General features: G+C 27.7%; 18 protein-coding genes. 12 read left to right on the top strand and 6 right to left on the bottom strand.

Translation table 11 applies throughout. The annotated features are described in order from the left end of the window. Positions 1-174: 174 nt before the first annotated feature. Positions 175-1,128: an NAD(P)/FAD-dependent oxidoreductase gene (locus ACQRD5_RS05350; protein ID WP_291629803.1), complete on the top strand. Its 954-nt coding sequence runs from the start codon at positions 175-177 to the stop codon at positions 1,126-1,128. Positions 1,129-1,194: 66 nt separating this feature from the next. Here ACQRD5_RS05350 and ACQRD5_RS05345 read toward each other — a convergent pair whose 3' ends face one another. After that, a complete protein-coding gene (locus ACQRD5_RS05345; RefSeq protein WP_291629805.1) occupies positions 1,195-1,782 on the bottom strand; it encodes a GDSL-type esterase/lipase family protein in 588 nt (195 codons plus the stop codon). Positions 1,783-1,796: 14 nt separating this feature from the next. After that, a complete protein-coding gene (locus ACQRD5_RS05340) occupies positions 1,797-2,423 on the bottom strand; it encodes a RusA family crossover junction endodeoxyribonuclease (RefSeq protein WP_291629807.1) in 627 nt (208 codons plus the stop codon). A gap of 208 nt (positions 2,424-2,631) precedes the next feature. On the opposite strand from ACQRD5_RS05340, the gene tsaD reads away from it, so the two are divergent. The 5 genes from tsaD to eutH all read left to right on the top strand — a co-directional run bounded on the left by tsaD (position 2,632) and on the right by eutH (position 7,788). Then, entirely contained in the window at positions 2,632-3,642 is a 1,011-nt protein-coding gene (gene tsaD / locus ACQRD5_RS05335; RefSeq protein ID WP_291629809.1) for a tRNA (adenosine(37)-N6)-threonylcarbamoyltransferase complex transferase subunit TsaD, read from the top strand. A gap of 21 nt (positions 3,643-3,663) precedes the next feature. Then, complete coding sequence (locus ACQRD5_RS05330; protein WP_320627593.1) at positions 3,664-4,692, top strand: alpha/beta hydrolase; 1,029 nt, start codon at positions 3,664-3,666, stop codon at positions 4,690-4,692. Positions 4,693-4,784: 92 nt separating this feature from the next. Next, positions 4,785-6,026 carry a S1C family serine protease gene (locus tag ACQRD5_RS05325; protein WP_291629813.1) on the top strand — a complete coding sequence of 414 codons (1,242 nt, stop codon included), beginning with the start codon at positions 4,785-4,787 and terminating at the stop codon, positions 6,024-6,026. 173 nt (positions 6,027-6,199) lie between these two features. Beyond that, positions 6,200-6,598 (top strand): carboxypeptidase regulatory-like domain-containing protein, encoded by a 399-nt coding sequence (locus ACQRD5_RS05320; protein WP_294186431.1) that lies wholly within the window; start codon positions 6,200-6,202, stop codon positions 6,596-6,598. Between the two features lie 101 nt (positions 6,599-6,699). Continuing rightward, complete coding sequence (gene eutH / locus ACQRD5_RS05315) at positions 6,700-7,788, top strand: ethanolamine utilization protein EutH (protein WP_320901697.1); 1,089 nt, start codon at positions 6,700-6,702, stop codon at positions 7,786-7,788. A 74-nt stretch (positions 7,789-7,862) separates the two neighbouring features. Here eutH and ACQRD5_RS05310 read toward each other — a convergent pair whose 3' ends face one another. Both ACQRD5_RS05310 and ACQRD5_RS05305 read right to left on the bottom strand, forming a co-directional pair. Next, the gene (locus ACQRD5_RS05310; RefSeq protein WP_320901699.1) at positions 7,863-8,909 is read right to left on the bottom strand and encodes an FAD:protein FMN transferase; all 1,047 of its coding nucleotides are present in this window, start codon (positions 8,907-8,909) and stop codon (positions 7,863-7,865) included. Between the two features lie 105 nt (positions 8,910-9,014). Continuing rightward, positions 9,015-9,437, bottom strand: coding sequence for an FMN-binding protein (locus tag ACQRD5_RS05305; protein WP_291629821.1), 423 nt, complete (start codon positions 9,435-9,437; stop codon positions 9,015-9,017). Positions 9,438-9,753: 316 nt separating this feature from the next. Between ACQRD5_RS05305 and ACQRD5_RS05300 the strand changes: the two genes are divergently transcribed. From ACQRD5_RS05300 to ACQRD5_RS05285, 4 genes are all read left to right on the top strand, one after another. Next, positions 9,754-11,637 (top strand): FAD-dependent oxidoreductase, encoded by a 1,884-nt coding sequence (locus ACQRD5_RS05300; protein WP_320901701.1) that lies wholly within the window; start codon positions 9,754-9,756, stop codon positions 11,635-11,637. Positions 11,638-11,762: 125 nt separating this feature from the next. Further along, positions 11,763-12,143: a NusG domain II-containing protein gene (locus ACQRD5_RS05295; protein WP_291629826.1), complete on the top strand. Its 381-nt coding sequence runs from the start codon at positions 11,763-11,765 to the stop codon at positions 12,141-12,143. 9 nt (positions 12,144-12,152) lie between these two features. Further along, positions 12,153-12,668: a Gx transporter family protein gene (locus tag ACQRD5_RS05290; protein ID WP_291629828.1), complete on the top strand. Its 516-nt coding sequence runs from the start codon at positions 12,153-12,155 to the stop codon at positions 12,666-12,668. A gap of 58 nt (positions 12,669-12,726) precedes the next feature. Further along, positions 12,727-13,692, top strand: a complete 966-nt coding sequence (locus tag ACQRD5_RS05285) for a polyprenyl synthetase family protein (protein WP_294362965.1) — start codon at positions 12,727-12,729, stop codon at positions 13,690-13,692. A gap of 8 nt (positions 13,693-13,700) precedes the next feature. Here ACQRD5_RS05285 and ACQRD5_RS05280 read toward each other — a convergent pair whose 3' ends face one another. After that, positions 13,701-14,588 carry a LysR family transcriptional regulator gene (locus tag ACQRD5_RS05280; RefSeq protein ID WP_294362962.1) on the bottom strand — a complete coding sequence of 296 codons (888 nt, stop codon included), beginning with the start codon at positions 14,586-14,588 and terminating at the stop codon, positions 13,701-13,703. Positions 14,589-14,717: 129 nt separating this feature from the next. Here ACQRD5_RS05280 and ACQRD5_RS05275 point away from each other — a divergent pair, with 129 nt between their 5' ends. After that, positions 14,718-15,836, top strand: a complete 1,119-nt coding sequence (locus ACQRD5_RS05275) for an ABC transporter substrate-binding protein (RefSeq protein WP_291631582.1) — start codon at positions 14,718-14,720, stop codon at positions 15,834-15,836. Here ACQRD5_RS05275 and ACQRD5_RS05270 read toward each other — a convergent pair. Beyond that, complete coding sequence (locus ACQRD5_RS05270; protein ID WP_291631580.1) at positions 15,833-16,954, bottom strand: glycosyltransferase family 4 protein; 1,122 nt, start codon at positions 16,952-16,954, stop codon at positions 15,833-15,835. The genes ACQRD5_RS05275 and ACQRD5_RS05270 overlap by 4 nt on opposite strands. Positions 16,955-17,077: 123 nt before the next feature. Between ACQRD5_RS05270 and ACQRD5_RS05265 the strand changes: the two genes are divergently transcribed. After that, entirely contained in the window at positions 17,078-18,073 is a 996-nt protein-coding gene (locus ACQRD5_RS05265; protein WP_291631578.1) for a CotS family spore coat protein, read from the top strand. Positions 18,074-18,081 lie beyond the last annotated feature (8 nt).

The following is an 18,081-nucleotide window of genomic DNA, read 5'->3' as shown; positions in this document are numbered from 1 at the left end:
AATACTTAAATTATAGTATAGTAGTTTTTATAAATCAAACAAGATTTTATTAATTTTTTATTATGAGTAATAATACTAGTTTTAAGTTATATTAGGTTGTAGTATTATTATATTTAGTTACCAGTTATGGTATAATAATATATGTATTTTTGTTAAAATTAATGGAGGTTACATATGCTTCAATATGATTTAATAATAATTGGAGGGGGAGCATCTGGACTTTCAGCAGGAGTTTCTGCTCTTCAACATGGAATTAAAAAGGTATTACTACTAGAAAGAAATAGTGATTTAGGTGGAAACTTAAATTTATTTATAAATGAGGGCTTTGGAAAGTATTATTTAGGAAAGGATGTTACTGGACCAGAGTTAAGTAGTGAACTTATTAGAGAATTTAAAGCTCATGGTGGAGAATACAAACTTGATACTGAGGTTTTAGAGGTTACCACTAATAAAATAGTTACTTACGTAAATCCTAATGAAGGAATACAGGATATTAAAGCTGGGGCAATTATAATAGCATCAGGATGTAGAGAAAGATTTACAGGTAATATTAATATACCAATTCACAAATATACAGGAATATATACTTTAGTTTCTGCACATAGGCTTATTAATTTGCATGGATACTTACCAGGAAAAAAAGTAGTTATATTAGGTAAGAATAATTGGTCTTTAATTTTAGCCACAAGGCTAATAGTAGAAGGTGCTGAAGTTAAGGCTATTATAGATAAATCTAATAAAAATTACTTAAATGATAGAGCAGAAAAATTTATTAAAGATATGAATATTAACATTATAGAAAATAGTAGAGTAGTTGAATTACATGGAAATGAAAGAATAGAAAGTATCGATGTAGAAAATAAAGAAGATAAAAGTATACTTAGTATAGATTGTGATTCTCTAATATTAACTGTTGGATATTTTCCAGAGATAGCTTTTGTAAGAAAAGCTAACATAAAAATTGATGAAAAAAGAAATCTTATAGTTAATAATAATGAAACTTCTGCAAAAGGAATATTTGCTTGTGGAAGTGTACTTACTAGAGATACAGAGCTTTTTAAAAGTGGAGAAGATGGGTATAAGGTAGGAGAATTAGTAGCTAAGTATTTAAAAAAATATTTGTATTAATTATATATGTTGTATTCTAGATTATTAATAAGGGAGCTTTTACAATAGCTCCCTATATTTTTTAGATTATAAATTTAATGCTTTTATAAATTCAGAAAAAAGAAGCTTATTGCCTTCTTCGTTAAAATGAATTCCGTCTACAAATATTTTCTTTGGATTTATTCCTAAAGACATATTATAAAAATCAATATATTTAACATTATAATTTTTACAAATACTTATTAATTCTTCTCTTAGGTTAGGAAGATTAGCTTCACAGTAATCATAAGTTGAAGAAGGCATAAATAATCTATAAGCATCTTCCTTTAGTATTCTTGGAGGAATTCCTATAAATACTTTATTAGTCTTTGTTAATGCTTCTTTTAACATCAATTCAATATTATCTAGAATTAAGTTTAATGGTCTGTTAGATAATAAATCATTAGTTCCACCCATTATGAAAACTGACTTGGGATTTAAAATAGTTACATCTTCTGTAAATCTATTTAACATATCTGTTGTAGTATTCCCGTTAATACCTTTATTAATAACAGAAATATTCTTATTAGAAGTTAAAGAATAATTTTTAAATATTTCTATCCAGGATTTATTTTTAGGAACTCCATAACCGAAGGTTAAACTATCACCTATAAATATAAATTTATTAGAATCCAATATAGTCACCTCAATTAAAATAATTTATTAAAACAATTTCTACAAATTAAAGTTTTTCCACCATTTCCTTTAATTATATTTTCTTTTTTAACGCTTTTATTGCAGAACTCACAGAGTAATTCATTACTTTTATTTGTCTCTTTAGGAATCCTATTATTAAGCAATTTAGAAGTTGAACTTTTCTTAAGACTTGAGTATAGCTTTTTTTCACTAGGTGTAGTTTTTTCTTCTACTGAATATGAAATTTTATATTTACTTTCAGCGAAGAATTCAAGCTCAAATCTAGGATTTTCTTTATCATAAAATTCTTCTGTAATTATTCTTGTTATTTGGGCATCATTTACTATAAGGCCACTTTTTTCAATACCATCAAAAATACTTTTAGTTATGTTTGCAGTATCTGGATGTCTTTTTTCACTTTTATAGTAAACTTTTAATATAGCTATAAGAGATTCCTCAAATACCACACTTGGATTTTGTAATCTGGCGTAGTATGCTATTTTTTCTTCGTATATGGCATATCTATCATGTGATTTTCCTGTATTACTAGGAAGGATAGCTCTACCATCTTTATTATGAAGTTTGAAATTAGATTTTGTTATAGGGGATCCTGGTACAACTACCTTAGCATATGTATTCATTAAAAAACTCCTTTTTTATCTAAATATATCCTTAAAAATCCATTAATTCTAATAAAAAATAATGAATAATTTTTTTATTCATTATATAATAGTCAATGAACTAAAGAAATATATAATAAGCTATAAGCTTTATTTTAATATACATTAATTAGATAGCTTACACAATATTAGTAAGTAAATAGAAAGAAGAAATTAAGAGGTAAAAATAATGGAAAGTAAATTAATTTTATCAATAGAATCAAGTTGTGATGAAACTTCAGCAGCTGTTGTAAAAGATGGTAGAGAGGTTTTATCAAATATAATTGCATCTCAAATTGAAACTCATAAAAAGTATGGTGGAGTAGTTCCAGAAGTTGCTTCAAGAATGCATATAGAAGTTATAAATGGAGTAGTTACAGAAGCCTTAGAAGAAGCAAATGTTAAGTTAGAAGATATAGATGCTATAGGAGTTACATATGGTCCAGGATTAGTAGGAGCATTATTAGTAGGGTTACAATATGCAAAAGGGCTATCATACTCATTAAAGAAGCCATTAGTAGGTGTAAATCATATTGAAGGACACATTTGTGCAAATTACATAGAGCATAAGGATTTAAAGCCACCTTTTGTATCATTAGTTGTATCAGGAGGTCATACATTTATAGTACATGTTAAGGACTATGGTGAGTATGAAGTTATAGGGCAAACAAGAGATGATGCAGCTGGAGAAGCTTATGATAAAGTTGCAAGAGCATTAGGACTTGGATATCCAGGGGGACCTAAAATAGATAAGCTTGCTAAAGAAGGAAATGAAAATGCTATTGAATTTCCAAAAGCAAACTTCCATGATGATACATTAGATTTCTCCTTTAGTGGAGTTAAATCAGCTGTGTTAAATTATTTAAACAAGTGTAAGATGCAAAATGTTGAAATAAATAAAGCAGATGTAGCAGCTTCATTCCAAAAGGCAGTTATAGAAGTATTAAAGCAAAATGTATTAAAAACATGTAGACAAAAGAATGTAGATAAAATAGCTATTGCAGGAGGGGTTGCATCAAACTCTGCATTAAGAGAGTCTTTAATAAATGCAGCATCTAAAGAAGGAATAAAGGTACTATTTCCATCACAAATATTATGTACAGATAATGCAGCAATGATAGGAAGTGCAGCTTATTTCAATTTTGTTAAGGGATTAGAAGCACCTTTAAATATTAATGCAAAACCGAACTTAAAGTTATAATCTATGGGGGGGACAGCATAAGTGAAACTTTTACCACATTCAAATGGACTTTATAAAGTAAATATGAAAAAAGAGTTAAACCCAAAAGAAAAAGCTAAAAAGATTATTACTATAATAATATCATTGTTATTAGTTGGTTTTATATTTCAAAGAATAAGTAACTTTATTTCAAGAGAAACATTAAAGGAAAGAGTAGATTATGTAAGAGTAGATGATAAAAGATTAGATTATAGAATAGATGGAGAAGGTAAATATACTGTAGTTTTTGATGGAAATATAGGGACAAATTTAAATCAATGGAATGAAATTTCTGATAAGCTTTTATCAGATAATGTTGATGTAGCTACATTTACTTATAATAGAAGAGGATATGGATTCAGCGATAGTGGAGCCATAAGAACTCCTAAGGAACAGGCTGAAGATTTAAGACTACTATTAAGAAAAGCTGCTGTACCTTCACCATACATATTAGTTGGAGAAGAATATGGTAGTCTTGTGTTAACAGAGTTTGCTAAAGCTTATCCTGACTTAGTAGCTGGTGTTGTTTTAGTGAATCCTTTAGTTGAAGATGAAATTAATAGTGATAAATATAAAAGAAGCTTAATATTTGATAGGATTAGAATAAATATAGAAAGTATTGGTTCAGAAATAGGACTTACAACATTACTAGATAAGCTTAACTTATCGATAAATACAGATGAGTTTGAAGATAAGCTTGATAATAGAGACTTAGAAGAGTTTAAAGAGCATAGAACAAAGTCTAGCTATAATAAAGCCGTAAGTAACGAGTATAAAAATATAACAAGCGGTAGCAATTCTAGTCAGATAGAGGGAGTATTTTCTGGAAAGCCTTACTACTTAATAGCTAAACCTGGACAAGAAGTTTTATCAAAACTAGGTGATGAAGCATTAACAAAAATTTATAATATAGATTATGAAGAGAATATTATTTCTATGTATCATCCTGATACAGTAATAACTGGTATAAAGCAAGTTATAAAACAAGCAAATGAAATAGAAAGATTAGAGAAAAAAAATAATTCGAATTAAATTTGTTAGAGATATGTCATATAATTGTCACATAGAAGGGTTATATTAATAATTGTAAAAGGAATTATTAAATATTTTAGGAGGCTTTTCAAATGAATGAAGATAATATATATGATGTAGAAAAATTTGAAGATGTAAATAGTGACAATGAATCACTAACAAATGAGGAAAGCAATAATGAAGAGCAAAGTTTCGAAAAAGAATCTTATATTCATCCAATAAATGATATTTCAAACAAACCAAAGGCAAAAAGAAAAAAAGGAGCATTTAAATTTATAGCATTAGCAGTAATAGCAGGATTATTAGGTGGAGCAATAGGTGGAGGGAGTACCTATTATGTAATGAAAAGCTATATTAATAAGTTAAGTAATAAAGTTATAACTCCAAATCCTCAAACCTTCAGTACTACTTCAGAAGCCTTAACAGCTAGTGAAGCATTTGATAAGGTAGCTCCAGCAGTAGTTATTGTATCAGTTAGTGGTGTTATTGATTATAGTGGCATTATACCTAAAGAAACAAGTGGAATTGGATCAGGTTTTATAATAAATGAAGATGGTTATATTTTGACTAATTATCATGTAATTAAAGGGGCTAAGGAAGTAGTTGTAACTTTATCTGATGGTACAGATGCTAATGCAAAAGTTGTTAATTATGATGAAAATCAAGATGTGGCTATGTTAAAAATAAGTGATGATAATATTAAAGTTCCAGCAGTAGTTGAATTAGGAAACTCAGATGCTTTAAAGCCAGGAGAACAAGTTATAGCAATTGGTAGCCCTTTATCTAAAGAATTTGGTCAAACAGTTACTGCAGGAATTGTAAGTGCAACAAATAGAGCAGTTCAAACAAGTTCTGGAGTGGAATTAAACTTAATACAAACAGATGCTGCTATAAATCCTGGTAATAGTGGTGGACCTTTAGTTAATACCAAGGGTGAAGTAGTTGGAATTAATAATATGAAGATTGCATCCGATGAGGTAGAGGGAATAGGATTTTCAATTCCAATAAATTCAATTAAAGATAGAATAGAAGCATTGTCTAAACCTATATTAAACTTAGGTATATCAATAAGAGAAATTAATTCAGAACTTGGTAAGCAATATAATATGGATGAAGGCTTATATATAGTTCAAGTAACAGAATTTTCACCAGCAGAAAAGGCAGGATTACAAGGCGGAGATTTAATAATTAAATTCGATGGAAAGAGAATTAAAACTTTTGAAGAATTAAAAACTATTAGAGACAGTAAACAAGAAGGAGATACGGTTAGTGTTGAAGTAGTTAGAAATGGCCAAAATAAGAGCTTTAATGTACAATTAGAAGCAAAAAGTTAATATAAGAAAAGACTAGTTAATGTTAAACTTTCACTTATGAAAAGTAAAGCTTACATAGAAACTAGTCTTTTTTTGAAATAAAAATATAACTTATAAATCACATTTTGATGTTATCAGAATAAACTATATTATAAATAAGAAAACTTATAATTCAAAACTTAGGAGGCAAAGTTATGAGCGGAAGAATAACATCATGTGAATTAAAGACAGGATGTAATGAACAAATTGAAGCAATAGTTAAGTTACCAGAAGAAAAGAGATCAGTTATATTTGGAACAGTATTAGACTGCAATAGAATGCCTGTAGTAGATGCAGTAGTAAAATTATTACAAGTAGTAGATGGATATAGGTATCCTTATCCTTTAACTCACACTTTCACAGATTGTCATGGACAATTCTTATTAGGACCATTATGTCCAAATACAAAATATATGTTAAAGATTTACAAAGATAATATCGTAATAAAATATACAGAGTTAGAAACATCTTCATATAATGGAAAGTGTATAGGAAAGCCAGAACATTGTGATAATAAACCTGGAGATCATGGTCAAGGTTGCTGCAATTGTTAATTTTAAAAAATAAATAACAAATAAGGGACTGTTGCAACAGCCCCTTTTTTGTTTGTTAAAATTCTGATAAAATAATATTATTTAAAATAGGAGTATTAGAAGTGGAAAAGATAGTTATATATATAGTTGGTATATTTTTTATTTTAGGTATTTTAGATTATGTATTTGGTGGAAAGCTTAAGTTAAGTAAAGGAATAGAAAGTGGGATTAAAAGTATGGGGTCATTGGCTTTATCAATGCTAGGAATACTTTCAATAACACCAATAATTTCAGATTTTTTAACTAAATATATAATTCCAATATTAAATAAGAGTTTTTTTGCTCCAAGTATAGTTTCATCCTCTATTATTGCTGTAGATATGGGGGGATATAAAATTGCAGAAGCTATTGCTAACAATAGCTTAGAAGTTTATTTTTCAGGAATTTTAATATCATCTATGTTAGGATGTACAATAAGTTTTACATTACCTTTAGCTTTAGGTATAGTAGAAGAAAAAAATATAGATATATTATGTAAGGGAATTTTATGTGGAATAGTAACATTACCTATAGGATTGTTTTTAGGGGGATTGCTTCTAAGAATGCCGATAATAGTTATTTTTAAAAGTATTATACCTATAATTTTAATATCATTTTTAATAATTATAGCGTTAAATAAAATTCCTAATACAATGATAAAATATTTTAAGTACCTTGCAAAAATTATTTTTATTATAGGAATAATAGGACTAGGCCTTCAAGGAATAAGATCAATTACAGGAATAGAGGTAGTTAAAAATTTATTACCTTTAGAAGAAGCAATTACTATTATAGGTAAAATAGCAATTTTTTTATGCGGCGCAAATGTAATGCTAGAAGTAGTACAGAGGGTATTTAAGAAGCTAATTAAAAAATTAGGAGATATTATGGATATAAACTCACATTCTGTTACAGCATTAATAGGAAGTTTAGCTTCAGCAGTTATAGTCTTTACTGATTTTAATAAATTAGATAATAGAGGAAAGGTTATATGCTCAGCTTTTTCGGTAGGAGGGGCTTATGTCTTTGGTGGACAACTTGCTTATGTAGTTACAGAAGCAAGAGAAATATCCTTTATTTACATAATTGTAAAACTTACTTCTGGTATATTAGCAATTTTATTAGCCTTAAAGATAACAAGGCATGATTCACAAATTAAAATAAATAATTAAGAATGTAGGATTAATGAGTTTATTCCTTAATCCTACATTCTTTTATTACTATATACTTATTAAATTCATTAGTATTAATTAACTAAGGTAAAATCACTATTAGATAAAGTAAATACATTTCTTATTCCATCAGTTATATAAACTTTATTATCCTTAGTTATAAATATAGCATCTATACCATCTATGGAATTAACAAATTTCATGCCTTCTTCAACTCCCATAGCAAATACTGAAGTAGATAATGCATCTCCATCAGTAGATTTATCACTTGCTATAGTAATACCTGCAACTTCATTGTCATATGGATAACCAGTTTTAGGACTTAAAATATGATGATATTTAACTCCGTCTTTTTCAATATATCTTTCATAAATTCCAGAAGTAACTATTGATTTATTACTAGTAACAAGAGTACCTATAATACCACCACGCTCAGAAAATGGATCTTGAATGCCTATTTTCCATTCATCTCCATTAGGTTTTTTACCATGAGCAAATATATTTCCACCTAAGTTTATAATAGCACTATTGACACCTTCTTCAGTTAATATATCTGAAATTACGTCAGCTGTATATCCTTTAGCTATACCACCTAAATCTATAATCATACCTTTTCTTTTTAAGTAAATAGTTTTATCAGTATCATTAAGTTCAATATCATTATAGCCAATTAAAGGAAGTCTTTCATGGATTTCTTCTTGAGTTGGGACTTTAGCCTCAGGAAGGCCTATATTCCAAAGCTTTACTATTGGACCTACTGAAATATCAAATAATCCATTTGAAAGCTTTGAGTACTCTATACCTTTTTTCACAACAGTATACGTATCCTCATCTACCTTTACAGGATTTATACCGGCTTCTTCATTTATTTTATCTACTAAAGTACCATTTTCATTAATACTTAAAGTAGATTCAAGTTCTTTAACTTTATTAAATACTTTATTTAAAATTTCTTCATCATTACTGTCATAAAGAGTTACGGTAACTACAGTTCCCATTAATAGTTCACTTTTTGACAATGGCTCAGAGGTTGTGTTATTTTTCGAACAGCCAGATAAAAGAGAAAGGGAAAAAATCAACAAAAATGAAAAAACAAGATTTTTTAGTATTTTTTTTGACATAAAGATCCTCCTAATTAATAATAATAATATTATTATAAGTAAAAAAATAAAAAATAACAAAAGACTTTAGGCGAGAGCCTAAAGTCCTTATCTTAATAATAAATATTACTTAGCTTTTGCTAAAGCTTCTTCAGCTAAAGTTTTGAATTTTTCTGTAGTGTGAGTAGCACCTGTTATAACATCAACACCAGCAACATCTTGCTTTTCAACTAAAGCTTTTTCTAAAGCTGGGAAAGCTTCTTCTGGGTTTGTACCACTTTTAGCTTTCATGTTTGCATTGTAGTCAGCATCAGCTAACTTGCTTCCCTTTTCTCCAACTTCATCGTACTTAACTGTAGCAATTTTTCCATCTTTAACTTCTATTTCTATTGAAGCAACATAGCCTCTTTCGTCTTTTTCAGATTCAGCTTTGTATGTGCCATTCTTTAATCCTGCTTCTTTAGCTTCTTCTTTATTACCACATCCTACAAATACAGTAGTAGCTAAAGCAGCAACTGCTAATAAGCTTATAACTCTTCTTGATTTCATTAGAAAATCCCCCTTAAACTTATTTAAAATATGTTGAATTGTTTTCAATCACTAATTCATTATACACAAAATTAAACAAAATTGATATTCGAAATACTTATGATATATAAGAAAAACTAATAGTAAATAATGGTGGGTAATTGGCTCTACCTTAGGAAATATAAGGGTTTTAGAGAAAGAAGTTTAAGAGAAACAACAAAAAATATTGTTAAAAAAACAACAAAAAATATTTTTTATTATATAGACATATTAATAAATAGTGTATAGAATTAGATATGCTATTTTAGAATTATTTAAATGAAGGGAAGGGTTCAACATGTCAAAAAACAAGATACTTGTTCTTGGTGCAGGATATGGTGGTGTCCATGCTGCAAAGAAATTAGCCAAGAAATATAAGAAAAATGATGATGTGGAAATAACTTTAATAGATAGAAATCCATTTCACACATTAATGACAGAGTTACATGAAGTTGCAGGGGGAAGAGTTCACCCTGAATCAGTACAAGTTGAATTATGTAAAATTTTCGGCAAATCAAAGGTTAAAGTTGTAACAGATTTTATAGAAAAAGTGGATACAGATAATAAAGTTGTAAAAACCACAAATGGAAAATATTCATACAATTATCTAATTATAGGTACAGGAAGTGAACCTGCTTTCTTTGGTGTTCCTGGAGTAAAGGAAAATGGATTTACTCTATGGTCATTTGAAGATGCACTTAGAATAAGACATCACATTGAAGATATGTTTGCTAAGGCAAGCCTTGAAAGAAATGCTGCTAAGAGAAAAGAAATGCTTACATTTATAGTAGCAGGTTCAGGATTTACTGGTATAGAAATGGCTGGAGAACTTCTAGAATGGAAGAGCAGATTAGCAAGAGAGTATAATGTAGATGAAAGTGAAGTTACTTTAAAAGTAGTTGAAGCTATGGGTACTATCTTAAATATGTTAGATAGAAAACAAGCTGATAAGGCTGAAAAGTACATGCTTAAACATGGAATAGAAATATTAAAGAATTCACCTATAGTAGAAGTTAGTGAAGATAATATAACTTTAAAGAGTGGAGAAAAAATTGGTACAAGAACTTTAATATGGACTTGTGGAATTCAAGGAAATCAAGATGCTAAAGAGTATGGATTAGAAACAGCTAGAGCAGGAAGATTACAAACTAATGAATATATGCAAGCTGTAGGAAAGAAAGATGTGTTTGTTGTAGGAGATATGGCTTACTTTGAAGAAGAACCTGGTAAAGGTACTCCTCAAATAGTTGAAGCAGCAGAACAAACAGCTAATACTGCAGTTAAAAATATAATTGCTTCAATGGAAAATAAAGAAATGGAAAAATTCCAAGGGAAATATCATGGTTTTATGGTATCAATTGGTGGAAGATATTGTGTTGCTAACTTAAGTGGAATAAAATTATCAGGATTCTTTGCAATGATAATGAAACATTTAGTTAATATGTACTACTTATGGGGAGTAAACAATATTAATGCTGTATATAATTATTTACAACATGAGTTCTTTACAATGGAAGATAGAAGATCTGTAATGAGAGGACATTTATCATCTAAGGGAAATAGATTATGGTTAGTACCATTAAGATTATATATAGGTTGCTTATGGTTAATTGAAGGTTTAAAGAAACTACTAGGAGAATCTACATGGGATAAGATGTGGGATGCTAATAGTATTAAGGGCTTCTTTAAGAGCATAGAAATTGGTGCTGATAGCTGGACTAAAGCTGGTAATGTAAAGATGCCATTTACATGGTTACAAGATGCTACATCAGGTGCTTCAGCTGCAGGTGCTGGTGAAGCAGCAACAGAATGGGCTACGCCAATATTTAAAGAAATTCCAGGTTGGTATTCTGCAATAATGGAAATTATGATGCCAAACCCAGAAGTAGCTGTTTGGTTCCAAAGAATCGTTGTATTAATAGAAATAGGAATGGGTCTATGCTTAATAGCTGGATTATTTACATTTATCTGGAGTGCAGTTTCAGCAGGTATGGTAATTAACTTTATCTTATGTGCTATGGCTGGATGGGATATATTATGGTATTTCTTTGGTTCAATTGCATTAATGAGTGGAGCTGGTAGAACATTTGGTCTTGATTACTACATTATGCCTTGGATAACAAAATTGGCAGATAATTTCTGGCATGGAAAGAAAAAACCAATATATTTAGATGTAAAATAATGATGAAATTAGTTTAATATATATGTATAATAAGTATTATAAGGTAGAGTTAGTTTACTCTACCTTATAAATTGTAAAATTATAATGGGAATTCAATTAATTACATTATAATGGAGATGAGTATTATGTTTAAAAAGTTAGATTTTGTTATAATAGCAGTATTGATGATACTGTCATTTTTACCCGAAATTATATTAGGAGCATCAGTTGGCAAGGGATTTAGTAATACCTATGCTGAAATAACTGTTTCTGGTAAGTTATATAAAACTATTCCTTTAGCACAACATAAAGGCGAAGAAACCATAGAGGTAAAAACTAAGTATGGAGTTAATATTATTAAGATAAAAGATAATAAGATAGGTATAATAGAAGCTGACTGTCCAGATAAAGTTTGTATGAATCCAGAATATATTGAAAAAGCTGGAGAGAGTTTAGTATGTCTTCCTCATAAGGTTATGATAGAAATTAAAGGAAGAGCAGAAGATGATATTATATTATCATATTAAGGAGAAACTATGAAAAAAACTAGTAAAATAGTATATATAGGATTACTAGTAGCTCAAGCATTAGTTTTGCATATAATCGAGCGTATGATTCCTGTACCATTTATAACACCAGGAGCAAAGCTTGGATTAGCAAACTTAATTACTGTAATTGCTTTATATACTCTAGACAATAAAAAAGATGCTTTTTTAGTATTATTTTTGAGGCTTACTTTATCAACTATGTTTGGAGGAAATTTATCTTCATTCATGTATAGTGCGGCTGGTGGAATATTAAGTTTTCTTTCAATGGTGTTAGTAAAAGAATTATTTAAAGATAAGGTTAGCATTATTGGGGTTAGTTCAACAGGAGCTATATTCCATAATGTAGGACAATTAATAATTGCTTCATTAATAGTAAGAAACATAGGTGTTATGTTATATCTACCTGTATTATCAATTATAGGAATAGGAACGGGTATTTTTATAGGTATAACAGCTAACTATGCAGTAGCACACTTAAAGAAACTTCCAATGTTCAAAAGCTAAATAGTTATGCATTGAGAATAAATATATGATTTTTAATCACTAAGAAGGTGGAATAAAAATGGATAATGTTTGGAATAAATATCCTGAAATAAAACAAGAGCTTATTGAAGTACTAAATTTAATGAAGAAAAATGTAAAATGTAAAGATAAGAAAATAGAGAAATCTATAATGGAATTAATTGAATCAGGTGGTAAATTACTAAGACCAGCTTTTGTTTTAATAGGATCAAAATTCGGTGATAATGATAAAAGCAAGGCAATACCTACTGCAGCAGTAATAGAAATGCTTCACATGGCAACTTTGGTTCATGATGATGTAATAGATGACTCAAAGCTTAGAAGAGGAAGAGAAACTATTCAGTCTAAATATGGAAAGGACTATGCTGTATATATAGGAGACTATCTTTTTTGTGTATGCTTTAAAATATTAGCAACAAATGAATCCTTACAAGCAATAAAAGTTGACTCTAGAGCCATGTCAAAGATTTGTATGGGTGAGGTAAATCAGCTAAATTCAAGATTTTCAATGAAATTATCAATTAAGGATTATTTAAGTAGAATATCTGGAAAAACAGCAGAGTTATTTTCAATATCTTTATATTTAGGAGCAGCAGAATGCAATGCAGAAGAAAAAGTAGCTAAGGAGCTTAGAAATATTGGTCATAATTTAGGAATGGCATTTCAAATTATAGATGATATTTTAGATTATGAAGGTAACGATAAAAGTATTAAGAAATCTGCAGCAAATGATTTAAAACAAGGTATTTATACTCTTCCTTTAATTTATGCTTATAGAAATAATAAAGGTGCATTTAAGGATGTTCTGGGAAAAGACTATTACGATGAAAATGATGTAATTGAAATTATTGACTTAGTTAGAGCTAATAATGGAATAGAGATGGCTAAGGAATTAGCTGAAAAATATGTTAATAAGTGCTTTAAGGGCATAGATAAATTACCAAATAACAATTATAAAGTTGTATTAAAAGAAATTGCTACTTGGTTATTAAAAAGGACATATTAAAGGGTTACTTAATTTAAGTAACCCTTTAGTGTGTTTTTTAAAGTTTTAACAAATTCAGAGTGAATCTTATAAAATGAATCTAAATAATTAATATATATTGGAAGTTTAATAGATAAATCATTAATTTTGATTATTTTAATATCGGGTAATGAATTATAATTATTATATATACTAGCAGGAATAAAAGTAGCAGCTTTACTAGAAGAAACACCTTTTAAAGCAGAAAAATACGAATTAGTACTATATAAGATATTTGAAGAATCAAAAATTTTATTGCTATAATTAAATTCATTACATAATAAATCCTTTAAGCAGTTTTTATCAGAAGATAATATTAAAGGAAGATCAAAAATTTCATCTCTTTTTATAGAATTAACTGGGAAGTTTTTACTAGCTACTAAAAGTATTTCATCATAACCAATTAGTTTTGTATTTAAGTTATTAGTACTTTCAGGTTTTGTATAGCAAATAAAAATATCACATAAATTGTTAGATAAATTAGCCTTTGAGCAACAATCTAAGGTGTTAAGGTTAATTGTATAAGAAGAAAAGTTTTTCTTTAACTTAGAAATAGCCATAGGTAAAAGTGTTAATCCTATGGATTCAACGGCTTCAATAGATACATACTTTTTCTTGTTTATAGAATTCAATAATTCTTCTTGCATTTTATTATAAGAATTTAATATTGATTCAGCATATTTGAATAATATTTCACCTTCAGAAGTTAAAGATACTCCTTTATTTGTTCTATTAAAAAGTTGTACATTAAGTTTGTTTTCTAGTTTTGAAATTTGCTGGCTAAGTGCAGATTGTGAAATATGCGCATTTTTTGCAACAGTTGAAATACTTTTGGAATTAGCAACCTGAAAAAAATAATTTAAACTATCAATATGCATATCAATCTCCTATCTTAAAATCTATATATTAGATTATTATATTATATTAATTTATAAAAATCAAAGTTTATTATTTTAAAAATAATAAAAAAATAGTGTATAATTTATTTAAGGTTAGGATGTGAGAGGATGAAAATTAAGAAAAAAGCAAGTATTTTATTACTAATTGGGTTCTTTGTTATTTTTTCTATAAATTTAATATTAATTAAGTCAAATAGAGAAGATTTAAAAGGTGATATAGTTGTGTGGGCAGATGAAGAAAATTATAATTATTTTCTTAACATTGCTAATGACTTTAAAGAAAGTAATAGAAAAGTTAATATAAAGGTTATAAACATAGGAAATGAAAATTTTTTAGATAAAATGCTAAATTTAAATGAAAAAGATTGGCCCAATATAGTAGAATTAAACTTTATAGAAATAGAGAAGATTAAAGAAAAGATAGATTTTTTAGAAGAAAATAAAAATATAATTGAAACATATAGTAAAAATTTTAAAGATAATAGACTACAACAAGTTAAAATTAATGATGATTATTATGGAATTCCATTTGAATCTAATCCAATAGCATTATATGTTAGAAATGACATTTTGAATAAGTATGGATATGAAGCTTCAGAATTAAATACTTGGAATGACTTAGTGAAAATAGGTATTGAAATTAAAACTAAAAGTTCTGGTGAAATTAATGTATTCTCAAATAAGGATATAAATAATATAGAACTATTAATGACTTCTCAATTAGTAGACTCTAAAGAAAATATTTATACTAAAGAAGATATATTAAAAGAAATAAAAAATATATATAAAGATGAGTTTATTACTGAAGATAATAATTATTTATATAGAATAGCATCTTTAGATTTTTATAGAGATATTATTAAAGGAAATGAATTAGGAGGATGGTTATGTAAGAATCCACCTAGTTATAAAATCGGTGAAAATAAATTATATGATATAGGAGGGAAAAGCTTAGTAGCCTTAAATGCTGGAAAAAATAGAGAAACAATTAAAGAATTTATGTCTTTTGCAGCTACTAATAAAGATTTATTAGCTAAAGAACTTTTGGCTAATAGTTTCTTTCCAAGCTCTTTATACTCATTAAATGTTAAAGAAAATGAAATTAATAGTAATAATATAAATGGAAATAGCCCATTCTTAATAATGGTTAATATAGTTGAACGGGCTCCAATAATTAATAATTACGATAAGTTAAAAGAAATATTAAATGATATATATAATAATTAAGAAGTGTATATTTTTTTGTAAGCCTCTAAAGTTTTTATGGCAGTATTTTTCCATGAAAATTGGAGGCTTCTTTCATAGCCTTTTTTAGATAGCGTATTTCTTAAATCAGGATTATTTAGTAAATTAACTAATGCTTCTTCTAATTCTCCTTTATTTAGTGGATTTATTAATAAACACGAGTTAGCAGTAACTTCAGGTATGGAGGTTACGTTTGAGGTTATAACAGGTGTCTTACAACACATAGCTTCTAATGGTGGTAATCCAAAACCTTCATATAGGGAAGGATAAACAAAAGCCTCAGCTCCATTATATAGTGTAGGTAATAAGGCATCTTCTATAAACCCTGTAAAGATAATATTTTCTCCATATTTCAATGTTTTAGATAAATCTAAAAGTTTTTTCCCTTCATCTCTAACTGATCCAGCTAAAAGTAGTACATAAGGTTTTTCTAAATCATTATAAATTTTATCGAAGGATAAAATTAAATCCTTAGCATTTTTTCTTGAACTAAATCCACCTATGTATAAAATATAGTCTTTTGAAAAATTAAATCTTTTTTGTATGCTTTTCTTACAGATATCTTTCTCTAATGGCTTAAAATTAGAATTTGCAGCTAAAGGTGTAACATGTACTTTTTCTTCAGGAATATGATTAAAAAATTTCAATATATCCTTCTTAGAATACTCAGATACAGTTAAAATTCCCTTTGATTTATCAATTATATTTGGCATAGTTCTTAAAAACCTTTCTAAATATCCTCTGCCAGTGGTTTCTGGTAATACATAAGGAATTAAATCATGAATAGTTACAACAGAATTTGTATCATAGCTATTACAAAGGCCCATTCCATTTTGTGGAATATGATGAAGGTCTATATTATTACTTTTTATAAAGCTTGGGAAATAATAATTTTCATAAAAGTTACCATGCTTACTAGAAGTAAAGACTATATTACAATTATCTTTTTTATATTCTTCATAGTTTTTTCCGGTCCAAAAAAGAGTGAATTCATTTTCTTTATCTATATTAAGTAATTCTTTAACTAAATTTTCAGTATAAGTTCCTATACCAGTTCCGTTATATAAATTTATTCCTCTAGCATCTATGGAAATTTTCATAGTAATCCTCCTAAAATTATCCTTTATATTATAGATATTATTAGTTAATTAATTCTATGATATAAACACAATAAAATAAGTAAGACCATATAATAACATAGAATAAATCATAAGGAGAAGCCTATGGAGATTTCATATATAAAAAATGAAATTCAGGATAAGTATTTAATAGAAATAGAAACTATAGAGAAGGTTAAAAATAGCTATAAGATAAAAACAAAGGATGGGGATTATGGTATTAAAGTAATTAAATATCAGTATCCTCATTTTTATTTTATTCTTTCAGCAATAAATCATTTAAAAAGAAGAGGTTTTAAAAAGATACCAGAAATAATTAATACTAAGGATAATTTAGAATATATAGTCCTAGGAAATAATTTTGCTTATTTAAACAAATGGATAGACTCAAAAAGTTGTAACTACAAAAACTTTATGGAATTAAAGTTAGCAGCTGAAACTTTGGGTGAATTTCATAATTGTAGCCAAGGATTTACCTTAAACTGTAATATGAGACCTAGAATTGCTTGGTTTTCTTGGATAAAGGTATTTGAAACTAGATGTGAAGAAATTTTAGATTTTAAAAGGAGAATTTATCAAAAAGCTTATAGATCAAAATTTGATGAAATATATTTAAAATCAATAGATGAAGAAATAGAAAGAGGGAAAAGAGCAATAGAAGAGATAAAGAGTAATAAATATATTGAATTAATGAATAAAGAAGTGATTAAGAGGGGATTCTGTCACCATGATTATGCACATCATAATGTCTTAATAAGCAAAAGTGGGGATATTAATATAATTGATTTTGATTATTGCATACTAGACACCCATATTCATGATTTAGCATCCTTATTAATTAGAACAATGAAAGATGGGCAATGGAGTAACCATTCAGCTAATATTATATTAAATTCTTATTCTAATACCCATAGTTTATTTGATAGTGAATTAAGACTTATGAAGGGGTTTATAAGGTTTCCTCAGGGGTTTTGGCAAATTGGTCTACAGTATTATTGGGAACAACAACCTTGGGGTGAAAATTTTCTTGTTGATAAATTAAATAAGTATTTAAATGATAGAAACAATAGAGAAAAGTTTTTAGAAAGCTTTATTTATTAAGGAGTGAA

Source organism: Clostridium sp. SGI.024, from assembly GCF_050315195.1.
Lineage (GTDB): Bacteria > Bacillota > Clostridia > Clostridiales > Clostridiaceae > Clostridium.
Note: the sequence above shows the minus strand (reverse complement) of the source record. Positions and strands in the feature narration are given on the sequence as shown.

Coding starts and splice junctions, on each gene's coding strand:
- ACQRD5_RS05275 (WP_291631582.1), top strand. CDS start 14,718: ATGAAAATTAAGAAAAAAGCAAGTATTTTATTACTAATTGGGTTCTTT.
- ACQRD5_RS05290 (WP_291629828.1), top strand. CDS start 12,153: ATGAAAAAAACTAGTAAAATAGTATATATAGGATTACTAGTAGCTCAA.
- ACQRD5_RS05305 (WP_291629821.1), bottom strand. CDS start 9,437: ATGAAATCAAGAAGAGTTATAAGCTTATTAGCAGTTGCTGCTTTAGCT.
- ACQRD5_RS05295 (WP_291629826.1), top strand. CDS start 11,763: ATGTTTAAAAAGTTAGATTTTGTTATAATAGCAGTATTGATGATACTG.
- ACQRD5_RS05325 (WP_291629813.1), top strand. CDS start 4,785: ATGAATGAAGATAATATATATGATGTAGAAAAATTTGAAGATGTAAAT.
- ACQRD5_RS05280 (WP_294362962.1), bottom strand. CDS start 14,588: ATGCATATTGATAGTTTAAATTATTTTTTTCAGGTTGCTAATTCCAAA.
- ACQRD5_RS05265 (WP_291631578.1), top strand. CDS start 17,078: ATGGAGATTTCATATATAAAAAATGAAATTCAGGATAAGTATTTAATA.
- ACQRD5_RS05340 (WP_291629807.1), bottom strand. CDS start 2,423: ATGAATACATATGCTAAGGTAGTTGTACCAGGATCCCCTATAACAAAA.
- ACQRD5_RS05270 (WP_291631580.1), bottom strand. CDS start 16,954: ATGAAAATTTCCATAGATGCTAGAGGAATAAATTTATATAACGGAACT.
- ACQRD5_RS05350 (WP_291629803.1), top strand. CDS start 175: ATGCTTCAATATGATTTAATAATAATTGGAGGGGGAGCATCTGGACTT.
- ACQRD5_RS05310 (WP_320901699.1), bottom strand. CDS start 8,909: ATGTCAAAAAAAATACTAAAAAATCTTGTTTTTTCATTTTTGTTGATT.
- ACQRD5_RS05285 (WP_294362965.1), top strand. CDS start 12,727: ATGGATAATGTTTGGAATAAATATCCTGAAATAAAACAAGAGCTTATT.
- tsaD (WP_291629809.1), top strand. CDS start 2,632: ATGGAAAGTAAATTAATTTTATCAATAGAATCAAGTTGTGATGAAACT.
- ACQRD5_RS05320 (WP_294186431.1), top strand. CDS start 6,200: ATGAGCGGAAGAATAACATCATGTGAATTAAAGACAGGATGTAATGAA.
- ACQRD5_RS05300 (WP_320901701.1), top strand. CDS start 9,754: ATGTCAAAAAACAAGATACTTGTTCTTGGTGCAGGATATGGTGGTGTC.